This window comes from Paenibacillus sp. RRE4 (assembly GCF_031844205.1).
Classification (GTDB): domain Bacteria; phylum Bacillota; class Bacilli; order Paenibacillales; family Paenibacillaceae; genus Paenibacillus; species Paenibacillus xylanexedens_B.
In genome coordinates, this window is sequence record NZ_JAUZUT010000001.1 from 2,599,035 (window position 1) to 2,610,851 (window position 11,817).

11 protein-coding genes are annotated in these 11,817 nt (G+C 44.2%); all 11 read right to left on the reverse strand.

Going from position 1 to position 11,817, the window contains the following annotated elements; all coding sequences use genetic code 11:
• Positions 1-45: 45 nt before the first annotated feature.
• The 11 genes from Q9R46_RS11695 to Q9R46_RS11745 all read right to left on the reverse strand — a co-directional run bounded on the left by Q9R46_RS11695 (position 46) and on the right by Q9R46_RS11745 (position 11,817).
• Complete coding sequence (locus tag Q9R46_RS11695; RefSeq protein WP_311280166.1) at positions 46-1,068, reverse strand: hypothetical protein; 1,023 nt, start codon at positions 1,066-1,068, stop codon at positions 46-48.
• Positions 1,055-1,606, reverse strand: a complete 552-nt coding sequence (locus Q9R46_RS11700; protein WP_311280167.1) for a hypothetical protein — start codon at positions 1,604-1,606, stop codon at positions 1,055-1,057. The genes Q9R46_RS11695 and Q9R46_RS11700 overlap by 14 nt, the downstream gene beginning before the upstream one ends.
• Positions 1,603-2,001, reverse strand: a complete 399-nt coding sequence (locus Q9R46_RS11705; RefSeq protein WP_311280168.1) for a hypothetical protein — start codon at positions 1,999-2,001, stop codon at positions 1,603-1,605. Before Q9R46_RS11705 ends, Q9R46_RS11700 begins: the two co-directional genes overlap by 4 nt.
• 16 nt (positions 2,002-2,017) lie before the next feature.
• Positions 2,018-2,503, reverse strand: coding sequence for an ABC transporter permease (locus tag Q9R46_RS11710; RefSeq protein WP_090916729.1), 486 nt, complete (start codon positions 2,501-2,503; stop codon positions 2,018-2,020).
• Positions 2,504-2,564: 61 nt separating this feature from the next.
• Positions 2,565-4,631 carry a hypothetical protein gene (locus Q9R46_RS11715; RefSeq protein WP_311280169.1) on the reverse strand — a complete coding sequence of 689 codons (2,067 nt, stop codon included), beginning with the start codon at positions 4,629-4,631 and terminating at the stop codon, positions 2,565-2,567.
• On the reverse strand, positions 4,621-6,420 hold the full coding sequence (locus tag Q9R46_RS11720) for an ATPase, T2SS/T4P/T4SS family (protein WP_311281012.1): 1,800 nt from the start codon (positions 6,418-6,420) through the stop codon (positions 4,621-4,623). Before Q9R46_RS11720 ends, Q9R46_RS11715 begins: the two co-directional genes overlap by 11 nt.
• Positions 6,421-6,454: 34 nt before the next feature.
• Complete coding sequence (locus Q9R46_RS11725; protein ID WP_311280170.1) at positions 6,455-7,285, reverse strand: CpaE/TadZ family protein; 831 nt, start codon at positions 7,283-7,285, stop codon at positions 6,455-6,457.
• Positions 7,282-7,995: a hypothetical protein gene (locus Q9R46_RS11730; protein WP_311280171.1), complete on the reverse strand. Its 714-nt coding sequence runs from the start codon at positions 7,993-7,995 to the stop codon at positions 7,282-7,284. Before Q9R46_RS11730 ends, Q9R46_RS11725 begins: the two co-directional genes overlap by 4 nt.
• A gap of 59 nt (positions 7,996-8,054) precedes the next feature.
• Positions 8,055-9,077 carry an SAF domain-containing protein gene (locus Q9R46_RS11735; protein ID WP_311280172.1) on the reverse strand — a complete coding sequence of 341 codons (1,023 nt, stop codon included), beginning with the start codon at positions 9,075-9,077 and terminating at the stop codon, positions 8,055-8,057.
• Positions 9,078-9,093: 16 nt separating this feature from the next.
• Positions 9,094-10,581: a serine/threonine protein kinase gene (locus tag Q9R46_RS11740; RefSeq protein ID WP_311280173.1), complete on the reverse strand. Its 1,488-nt coding sequence runs from the start codon at positions 10,579-10,581 to the stop codon at positions 9,094-9,096.
• A gap of 186 nt (positions 10,582-10,767) precedes the next feature.
• Entirely contained in the window at positions 10,768-11,817 is a 1,050-nt protein-coding gene (locus Q9R46_RS11745; protein ID WP_311280174.1) for a 23S rRNA (cytidine(2498)-2'-O)-methyltransferase RlmM, read from the reverse strand.

An 11,817-nucleotide genomic window follows, 5' to 3' on the forward strand; every position in this document is an offset into this window, starting at 1 on the left:
CTGCTCCTATCTATATACATTACTTTTAGTTCACGTTCCAAAACCCTATTCTAGCACAGGTTCAGTCTTTTCTGAAAGTAATGACACATGGGCGGAGCAATCATATTCGAAATAACCTCCGGCGGCTGCCTGCCTTGCAGTTGTGAACACCTCTTCAGCACGAAACCCAGGGTTACAGGTGGCAGGATAATGATATTTTATGCCAGTTTCGGGGTCAATCCCGCCAACAACAGCCGTTTTTTTGACCAGCCGGCCTCCACCAATGGCATAATTGTTAATCTTCTGGTCCCCTACAGCGATCCCTTGTATAAAAGCCATAATACCCGTATCGTTGATTGAATTGTACCAATCTTCCTGTGAGACCAAAGGCATCGTGAATAGATAAGAGACACCATTTTTTCTGGCAAATTCATTATGTCGATTGATTACGCCTGCAAGCTCTTCCTGTATTCGGGTCACGATCCGGCTACGCCGAACCTGTTCAAAAGTTGTAGAGTCCTGAAGCAATGTAATCGTGGAATTAGAGGCCAGCTCCTGCTGAAATCCTTCGATCCATTTCCCTGCACCAGCATCATAAGCATACACATAACCGTCAAGTGTGAAATTAATACTATTTCCGTCTGAATCTGAATATGTATAAGGTTTTTTTGGACTCCACACATGTTTATAAGACTTTTCTATCTCCCCGGTCATCTCGGTTTCCTTGGCAAAAATGTAATAACCATCGTAATCCAGAACTACAATCGCTGGAATATAATCAAACATATGTTGGATCGCCGCTTGGTCATCCTGTATCCCCATGTTTAATGCCATCGTTTGGGTAAAGGTGGTTAACGCCAATTCCTTATCTGCTTTAACAAACTTGGCAGAATCATAACCTGCTTCAGCATGTTGTTTTTCATTCTGGTGCATGACCGCGCCAGCATCCATCACTGCGGTTTGTAACGCTGTTTTGTAGCGATAAGCCAGTTCATTGGCCTCTTGGGTATCTTGCGTATGAAACGAGAGGATATAAAATAACGGGAAGAAAATGAGTACAAACACGATAGAAAGCTCAGTAATCTTCATTCAGTACCATACCTCCATAAGAAGCAAAAACCGCAGAAGCCTGAACTGTACCTTGTAACCATTCTCGTATCATCATGGAAGGTGTGCGATTGGTACTTTTTAAACTGACGGTGAAGAAGTCACCCATACTGAGAGTATATCTGCGCCCAGGATCATCAATGAACAATGTGCTGGACAACGGATATAACCGCTCCTGAATCTGTGACGAGTAGTATGAATCATAAACAACCTCGTATGTGCCCGTGAAGCTGCTCTGAATCATCGGATCTGAATACTGGGGGACATATTTTTTGTGTAAATGTTCCATCGATATGTCATAGTTATTACCCGTTTGGGCTAACTGTTCTTGAAACTCCGCTTGCATTCGAGGTGAGATATATCCCTTGGTGCGGACAGCATCCACAAATCGTGTGACACTCTGAGTCGCTGTCAAGCGTGCAATATCATCCTGACGTTCAGCAGTCTCGGCCGCTGGATACACATAGAGCAGTAAAACGGCAAGCAATACCGCAAACAATTTGGATACTGCATTAATCACTGCCTCTCTACCTCCTTCCAAAAAGAAAGATTTAACAATTCACCGGATGCGCTTCGGTTATATTCAACTCGATAATTCCTATACAACTCAACCGGAATCATAGCTGATCGATGTTCAAGTGGATTAATCACGTACTCATGACCGTCAACCTCAACCCGAACGCCCGTGCCTGTCATTTGCCGCACCGTATGCAGAACCTCAGCTCCGGTGTATGCGACCAAACCACCTGTGAGAAGTGTCGTATGAACTCTTCCTTCCATAGCCGCATTTGTTTTCACCCTCTCGTTCAAGGCTTCGTTTAAAATACGGATGTTCCACTGCCCGTACAGGCAGGCTGTCACAAAAAGGACAACCGCCGTACAGAACAGCATCAGATGCTGCGTGTTCCGGGACATATTCAACCAGCTCCAGTCAGGATTGCTGGAAAATCAGACCTCTAACCACATTGGATCGGTCTTTAACGATAATGGCCTTAAATTTACCGCTAGGATTAACATATTGATTGTCCTTTTCACTCATTGTCTGATTAATACTGCCTACTTTGTCATCAGGTGCAATGACAGAACCATAGTCCGCGTTATTCACATCCTGAGAGATGTTGAGCTGATTACCGTACCACTGTCCGCCCTTGTTTTTCCCCGTAATAACCTGGATGCCAAACTGGTCCTTATCCGCATATTTACGTAAAGCATTGGTCACTTGTGATCCACTGATGGTTGTTCCGTCATACACCGTAAATGCTGCCTGAGAAAGCTCGGTTTGAATATCTGCAAAATTATTTTGCGCTGTTTTGGTTGCCTCCTGTGCCGAAATAAATAACAAAACTACAATCGTAATCAAAGCAATCGTTAAAAATATCCCCGCTGCCACCTTTAAAGCACTTGATGCATTATTCATACTAAATACCCTCCTAAAGTGTTATGAATGATTACTTTCAGTTCTTCGTAAAAGCCAAAACCTACAGTTTCTGGATTTGTTCATAATACATGCTCATCTGCACAAAACTCATGCCTACCAGGGGAATAACGAGGTACATGAAGATCAATGCATACATAGGTGTAAAACCAATTGCCCTTCCCCACCCTGCCTTGATATCAATAATTCTGCTATACTCCTGTTTGCGCTGTTCAAAATAAAAGGCCATCATGCTTTCTAAATCATCAAAAGCTTCACGAATGGATATTTTACCTAAAGCCAGCTGCAGTTTATCAATCAAACGTTGAAATTCAGGCAAAACCACCTCCTCTTTTAATTGTTCAAGTGCTTGTTCAGGGCCATGTTCGAAGTGCAACAAACACTTTTGTAGTGGCCTTTTAAAAATGACAGCGAATCGATTAAGCCATTCTACAATTTCCTCGACAGACATCCGATCCATCTCTCGTAAAATCGAAATGACCGTCTGAAATTGATAGATTTCATGCTTCATATCCAACCTTCTCATTTTGCGCTGGAACAACATGAGCCAAACGGGTAAATTATAGCCCCCTATCCCTATGAGCAGCGCCAACATAATCTCCCACCAGCGCACATATTGGTTGTTATATGCTTCAATCTTGTCTATAATCCGCTGAATTGTTGCTGTCTGAGCATCATGATCAAGCTGGGCTGGTGCAAGCTGCAACAGCGCATTCGAAATATCTGCGTATGTGGCTGCCCGCTTCATCTCAACATACGCCATAACTTTTCCATCCAGTGCCGTCTTCTCTCGGGCAACTTTCAAATCTGCCTCTGACATTGCACCAAACATGCGGTCATCCCTGATTGGATCGTGTAATATATGATTACGCTCGACTTGATGTAGCAAAAGAATCAAGCCTACAGTCAGAACCAAACAACTAGCGAATAGCAATAATCTGCGAATAGCTAACCATTCATATTTCAGCTCGGTACTGCTCTCTCTCATTAACCTGATCGTCTGATTGTAAGGAGTTGTTCCGGGCTTGGCTGCAAAAAGCATCGCTAGCCTCCGCAAAAAAAGTTGCTTATACAAAAAGCGATCCAGACTGGATTGTTTCTTCCCGGAGCGGTAGCGGGTTTCATCATATTGCTGAAGACGCTGTAATAGCAAGTAAGCAACAATGATGATAATGTATATGGATATTTTAGTGATAAAACCAAGTTTGCTACGATAAAAATCATCCATCGTCGGGAAACTGACCCGAGCCCAACGCTCAATTGGCCCTGTAAACAGTACAGGTACAAGAGCGATCACGTTTAATCCTTGTAGCAGATAATCAAGCCTGTCACGCCTTAATATCTCCAGGTGTATCTCCTGAGTCAGATTACCTAAACCTTGCAGATAAATGGAGCCCCGCTCCTTGTCCTTATCTCCGAACTCCATCACCATATAAGATACACCGGCAAAACCTTTGAGAAAGCGGTTAGGTGCCACTTCATAATATCGTTCAAGTGCTTCATTGGGGTCGGGAGAAGTCAACGCTTCGTAAATTAGCCTCACTTGCTCGGCGGCTTCTCCTGTACCTGCTTCGGACGCTTCATAGAGCGCTTCCTCAACCATGCCATGCTGATGATACCGATGTCTTACATCGGCGAACAAATCTAGCATTTGCACCAGCAGTTTTTTCTCCATACGGCTCAGGCACATATCTAACACAAGACTGTTCAGCACGATAGCACACAGCGTAGCCAGAAGAATAAAAGCGATACCTGGCTGTAACCAAAACAACACTGTACTAACACTTCCGTACCCGCCCATAATCATCAGAACAACAGTCATCGTGACTCTGCGAAGGGCTGGTTCGTCACTGGCATAACGATATGAGATTCTTTTTTGCACTTGCAAAATATACGTTGAAAGCAAGGGTATCTTCATCCCGACTTGATATGCCTGCAACAGGAAACTTCCCCAATCTCTATACTTCTTACCTTGAATATTCACGATTTTTCCCGCAGCGTACATCAAGGTTGACTCTCTTTGCCTCAGCATACGAAGAATGATCAGCGTGATGACTAAACCAACTACACAAAAACTGATTACAAACAATAATAGCCATTTAATGCTCATAGGTTTCACCCCAGTGTTGTCCAATAAACCGCCCAAAATTCTCGGCATCTGGTAGCGTCATCTGCTCCTGCATATCTACCATGCTAGAAGCCGAGATCGGAGCAGTAGCCACATATTTTCCTTGGCGATACTCTACGACATTTTTAAATGTGAACCCGGTTCTTTCTTCCATACTTTCTGTTTCAAGGGAATGGGGAATACATTCCGTAATCCGCTCAATATATCTGCGGCCCTCTGCGTCTTTTTTCATATGAACATCAAAGTTAATGACGCTGACAACCTGTTCTTCGGCAATATGTTCATGCTGAAACATGCCTGTTTTAAGTAATGAATTCCGGAGTGAAAACACCAGATCACGGAATGTCTTGGCGTGATGAGTAAACAGGGTAAACAAACTCGCCACCTGTGACATCTGAATCATCCAGGCAGCCACCTCATCACTCGCAACCTCACCAAGAATGTTTACTGTACCATCTGTTTTTTTCTGTAAATCCAGTCCCTGCTGACCCGATATATGTTCCGTTTCCCGAAAACTCAGAATGTTACGGCGACTGTATATCCGTCTTAATTGCAACTCAAATGCCATCTCCTGTACACGCAAAGTATAGGAAGCATAGATATGTTTCACCATCGCCATCAGCAATGTTGTTTTACCGGAGCCCTGTGCACCGGTTACTGCCGTGATCCGGCTACCTTTCATCAAATATTGCAATAGCTCTATTGGTAATTGTGCGTTGTTACCTGTAATCAACTGTTCTAGGGAGGCGTTGGGAATATCAAACTTCCGAACAAAGAATGCCCATGATTCCGCAAAAGGAGGCCGCACAACGACAACACGCGAGCCGTCTTTCATCTCATTCACTTTATAACCACTTGCTTCCGATAATTGACCAGGATAATTGTATTTATATATGTTCTGACACACTCGTTTTAACTCCCGGATACTGCCAAAGCTTAAAAAAGACAAATGAATAGACTTCCCTTTATAAAAAATCCATACACTCTCCATCCCGCTTAGCGGTTCCTCGTTATGCTCATCCTCAAAAGCATGTTCCAAAAGATCATTCCATGAAGCGGGTACATAATTTCCCGTATGTGGCAGTGTTTCAAGAGCACCGCTTACCCCTCCGCTGACACCATCGATCCGCTGATCCCTGATTTCATCCACTACCGAGAATCCTTTATATTGTTGATAGATACGCTGCACGATAATTTCTACCTTTTCTCTGAATCCCAATTCCCTGTATTCACAATCAAAAACATGCTGGATATCCTGATCGGAAATATAGTAACTTCCGCCATCTTCTGAGCCTTCTTCCAGCCTTAATTTACCTAAATCATAGGTATCAATCATTCTGGAAAGAGCATCTACCCCAAATTGCTCACGGTATAAATAAAAGATGATCTCAAAGCGATCTTGTACGCTTAACCGTTCGGGTTCTGCAAACATCATCACTTCGTCAACGTTGGATTTATTCAAACCAATACTTCGTGTCAACAAGTCACTAATCAGGTTTTTGACATACGTCTTGTCACTGATGCTTCCTGATACACAGCTTTTGAGCGCTTTTCTCATCTCAGCACGTTGATTGATTCTGCGTCGATACTCTTCTTCATGTAAACCAGCATCGGCAAGCTGACTATGGCTTATTTCATGCAATGAATTTTTCACTTGTTCAATCAATGTCTCAATCGTAAAGGACTCCTGCTCAGGTATACGTTCATTTTTTTCCCGCATATAGGCTCGATACTTGAACCATACATACCATATACCTGTAATTAGAATCATTGTGATGAATATCGCATTCCAGACCACTAGAGATTCAGGCTCCCCTTTCCAGCCTCTTCAGCACAGTACGCTTCCCCGTACCATCCATAATCAGGCGAGCGAGTTCAGCCATACCTGAGGCAAAACTCCCTTTTTGAACTTGTTTTTTCTCAGTCAGACTCTCAAGTTGCAAGTATCTGGCGACATCTCTTCGGTTGATGGCATCCAGATACCCGGTCGTATACGGGACTGCCGAAAGACTTCCCTTGTATCTAAAACCACGCTTTATGTTGGAGAGTGTAGCACGAGAATGCGAATCATATTTATTGATAAGTACATGTAGCTTCCGTTCCGTTATTTGTTCAGGCAGGATCTCTTCGAAAAAGTGTTCCAGATTCCTCATATTCTGATTCAGAACAACGACAACATAATCAGCCTGCTGCACGATAAGCGGTGAATCAATATTAGATTTCCCTGCATCCAGAAGCACAAGATCATAACATTGATTAGCAGTCTCCAGCAGTTTTTTTAACAACTCCCCTTTTTCACTCACAGAGCGCTCATTTCTATACACGCTCCCAGTCAGTAGATCAAGCCGATCTTTCAACAGCGGTTTGGTGTAATCCTTCAGATTGTGCTTGTTAAGGCTACCACTAATAAACAGCCGTTCGACAGCATTCCAACCATTTTCTTCGAAAGAATACGAGACATCGACTGAACTCTTCTCATCCCGAAATATGCCTGATTCCACACCATAATTTGCCGGACCTGTGTTGACGAGCAATACTCTGGCTCTATACTGGAATGCTGTTGCATATGCACCCATTAATGCACTTGAGGAACATCCCGTTTCCGCAAAAGGACTCCAAAAAGCAATCGTACTCATGCCCTCATCCTCCCCGCTTCTTTGATCGCACGACGGCTCCGAACACTCTCCCACCCGGTCAGTTGTTCCACAACACGACATAAGGATTTTTTGTAATTTCTGGACAATGGGCCAAGATGCACACGGTGATAATGTTCATTTTCAAGCCTAACCGCAACGCTAAGCTCATCCCACGGGAGGATGAGGGACTCTCCGGTCCACCGAAAAGGACCACCCTCAAGATAGGCCCAAAGATAATGGGCTTCAAGTTTACAATCCACGCCATTAATCAGCATTCGTTGAAAAGCCAGCTCTTCAGGAAGCTCCTGCTCGTTGAATAACTGTTCCATCCAACCTTTACTCCGTTCCAGATTATATCGTTCATAATCGCTCACCCAGACGCGCACTTCTGCGGTATGCCATAAATGACGTGAAGCAAAGTGCAAGGTCTCGATGTCATATAACACATAGTCATAACTATCAAGACTCTCACCGTTAATCTGCAGATGCTGCTCTACCGCCATTGAAGTAACAAAATGACACGCAATATCAAATCCCTCGAATTCCACAACTCGTAAGGATTGCTGATGATCTCCAACACTGTATCCATATTTTTGTTGCAACGTACCGTCCACCAAGAGAACCCGCTTACCTGTTGAAGCAAGTATTTTACTCAGATATAACATCAGATCATTTTTCTCACATAAACCTGCAAAAATCCAAATGTGCACTGATCAGCGCCCCTCAATCTCATTTTAATGTTGTTATAAGAATCAATGATTTAATCGATTTACTCGTTTCCCGTCAGCAATTGCTGTTGGTCGTTCAGAGTTGAAGATTCGATAGCGTCTGATTCCTCTCCCGTATAATCTGTTTCCCTATTGCCTGATCCGTCGTTCCAAATCGTTCCATTAGCTCCAGATGAATCTTGAACTTTTGGCCTTTTATTATACGTAACAGAAGATTGTGCCACATCTTGTTCGACACCATTAGATGGAGCTGACATGGAGACAGCTAGAGAACTTTCGAGTGAACTTCGAACTTGTCTCGACAATTCCTGCTCGGCATGACGCACAATGTTGGGATCACTCTCCAGTAGCTTTAACACTTCGGAATTGGCTGGATATGTCGGAATAGCTGCAGTCTGGAATTGTGGTTCTACATAGGTTAGAGCGTAAATTGAAGCTTTATGTAAATAGGCATCCACGATTGCACTGGATAACGACAAAATTTCTTCTTCTGTCATCGTAATCCATAGTGTTGCTGCGTTTAACCGTTCCACCTTTTTCTTGGACAAGAGAATGTAGTCTTGACCTGTAGGAAACTGAATACGTACGTCGACCATGTCTCCTTTGGCAAGCGAAGATGGTAGCAATACCACTTGCAACTCTCGATTTCTTAAATCAGGCGATGCAGGTGTTCCCTCATACACCATCTCCGTTGTAATCGCCGTTCCTTTTTTTAACTCAATTTTAGCTGACTGCCCTTCCAGCTTCTGCGAACTAGACCATAGATTGCGTGGAGCCTGAGCGTCCGGTATCGCAATCAGTTTCAGATCCTCTGGTGAGATAAGTTCTCCCGCTTCGATATCCCTGATGGTTACCCACCCTTGGGCACCAGAATTCCACTGCTGCAACAATTCCGCTTCTTTCTCCTCATACGCTGACAGATAACGGGCCTCCATTGCTGACCTGACATTCTCTTTTGTGCTCATCTGATATACAACGTAACCTCCAAACATCATACCGACAGCTCCTGCTCCAATCAGTCCTGCATAAATCAGTTGACGACTTTGTTTTCTTAATTTGGACAAAAGAGGCTCTCCTTTCCTAATCTCCTCTACTCATGTACTTTTTAAGTGAAAAAAATGAACGTTTTGAGGTCTGCCTTACCATTAAATGCCCTAGAATTTGTGAGAGTACCTTATCCATATGAACATCCTTGTCAAATGGGTCCAGCTGCAGCGGTAATCCGTATACGTGGGATGTATCCAGTGTTCTACGTACACGCTCCACTGCGTCTGTTGCGGCGAGCGGAAGGCAGTAGATCCATTTCTCCCGGGGAAAGCGATAATGTGTGCGTACAAAAGCTCCAACCTCTGCTTGTTTCCATTCAGCACCAGAACCGATAATGATAGGCAGATCTGCACGCAAAAACTCCTCTAGTCGATTCTGATCCTGTCCGCTTCCTAGATCCATCACAATAAATTGATAACTACCGCCCAGCAGGGATAAAATATCGGCCCGGCCAGACTGCTTCCAATAATGCACGCCATCCACCGCAAACTGCCTGCTTGACGCTACAGGTTTACCACCTAGCGCAATGTGCTGGATACGTGTAAATGATTGAGAGCGAGGTGACATTTCGATCAACGCGACCTTAAAGTTCTTCCTCTCCAGATAATGACTGATCGCTATCGCTGTATGAGTAACACCAGCACCAGCGGAAACCCCCGTAAGAGCAATCACTCTCGTGCCCCCACCAATCGTTAGCTGTTGATCTGCAGGCGAGGACATCATTCCCGGTATTCGAAGTAGCTCCTTTCTTACCTCATCCGCCGTTTGAAACCGTTCATTCACATCATATCGCAGCAACCGCCTAACAACAGGGATATATGTTCGCGGGATATCGCTTCGTATAGAACTTTCCACGCCTTGAATCCATTCTGTGTATGCCCCACTCGTCATAAGGTACAGCATCAGGGCTCCAAGACCATATAGATCTGAACGGGCATCTGACTGCCCGGAGCCGTATTGTTCTGGTGCCGCAAATCCCGCAGTCCCGAGTTTTACCGTATCTTCAGCATGATTCGTCTTATAACTGCGGGCAATACCAAAATCAATCAAGCGCACTTCATGCTCTGGTGTAATCATAATGTTGGACGGCTTCAGGTCCCGGTAAATAACAGGAGGATCCAATTTATGCAAATAACTTAGAACATCCAGTAATTGAAGCACAAATTCCATCAACTGCTCCACCGGAATTTTACCCCGGCACTGTTTGAAGTAGTCACTCAGCGTTAACCCTTCAATATATTCCATGACAAGGTACGTATAACCGTCATCGTCAGGAGCAAAAAAATCAACAATCTGCGGAAGTCTCGGATGGCGCAATGATGTCAACAGAGCCGCTTCTCTCTCCATACTGCCTTCATAGGGCATCTTCGTGACACTTTCCTTCACAGCCCAGATCTTCCCTGGCAGCTTCAAATCTTCTGCCTCATACACATGGCTCATTCCTCCTGAACCAAGAATCGATAGGATACGATATCTGCCTCCCAGCAGGCTCCCGCGTTCTAGCCTCGCCGGATGTCTCATAGGATTACCTCCTTCCAAACAACATAAAAAGGGAAAGCTTCACCGATAATGAGCACACTGGACTTCCAGTCATGTTCATTTCGGGATGCTTTCCCTCAAATTTATTGTCGTTATGGTTAATATTGGTATCATTATAGTACACATAATCAACCGTTGTAAAGCAGAATATTTTATAAGTTAAATGACTTAATATTTAATCATATATAATGTGATCTCTTCACGATTATGAAACAGCTGCTTAGAACGCTGAATCTGCATCCGCGAACGCTCAAACGTATCGATTACTTCTTTTATAAGCGCAAGTGGTTTCTTGTGAAGCAATTTCACCGTAACAATGGCTGTCCCGCCGGATTGGAGACTATACAGAAGGTCAGATACAAGTCTGCTCATCAGCTTCGGACTCCAGCTCATATCACATACAAGCAGATCGAATTCACCTTCGCGGAAACGCACATCACCTGCATTTTTTTTCAAAAACGTCAATTTAGGTGAAGCGAGCAAGGTTGCATCCATCTTCGCCGGGTCTACTGCTGTTACCTCAAGCCCGCGCTCAAGCAGGAATGATGTCCATCCCCCGGGTGCTGCGCCAATATCAAGTGCTTTGTGAAACGAAGTAAAATCAATACCAAACGTTTGCTCCGCTTCAAGCAACTTAAATTTGGCTCGTGAGATTTGTCCTTCTTCCTTCTGAAAACGGATCGCTCCACCACTCCAGTCGGACAGATTCTGTTCCGGTCTGGATACACCTGCATATAACATATCATTAGCAGCAAATACCGAAATGACATATTCCGCATCCCGAATAACCCATTCACAGCCCAGATCACCCAGTTTTTCTGACAGCATTTGTTTTAATGAAGCTGCGTTTTCGCCCCAAAAAGAACCCTCCGTTTTGCGAGTTTGCAAAACGACCTGTGCACCAGACAATTCCTTATGGTTCAGAATAAATGCAATCAATTTCTCCAGAGACTGCTCTGCATCCTCTGTATTCTCTTGAAATTGAACAGGCTGGATGTGACGCAAAAACGTCGGAGACTCTTGCAGAAGTCTAATCGAGACTTCTTCCTCTGCAACTGATAAACCAGCCAGTAGAATCTCACCTGGAACCAGCACCGTGCTCTTCACTGCTCCAAAAGTGCGGCGCAATTCCTCCTGCGCATAAGGTGCAAAGCCGTGATTGGCCGTGCATATAAAACGGGAAAAGTCTGTTTCTCCCGAAACCGATTGTGTACTCAA

Coding starts and splice junctions, on each gene's coding strand:
- Q9R46_RS11695 (WP_311280166.1), bottom strand. CDS start 1,068: ATGAAGATTACTGAGCTTTCTATCGTGTTTGTACTCATTTTCTTCCCG.
- Q9R46_RS11705 (WP_311280168.1), bottom strand. CDS start 2,001: ATGTCCCGGAACACGCAGCATCTGATGCTGTTCTGTACGGCGGTTGTC.
- Q9R46_RS11710 (WP_090916729.1), bottom strand. CDS start 2,503: ATGAATAATGCATCAAGTGCTTTAAAGGTGGCAGCGGGGATATTTTTA.
- Q9R46_RS11715 (WP_311280169.1), bottom strand. CDS start 4,631: ATGAGCATTAAATGGCTATTATTGTTTGTAATCAGTTTTTGTGTAGTT.
- Q9R46_RS11720 (WP_311281012.1), bottom strand. CDS start 6,420: ATGATTCTAATTACAGGTATATGGTATGTATGGTTCAAGTATCGAGCC.
- Q9R46_RS11725 (WP_311280170.1), bottom strand. CDS start 7,285: ATGAGTACGATTGCTTTTTGGAGTCCTTTTGCGGAAACGGGATGTTCC.
- Q9R46_RS11740 (WP_311280173.1), bottom strand. CDS start 10,581: ATGAGACATCCGGCGAGGCTAGAACGCGGGAGCCTGCTGGGAGGCAGA.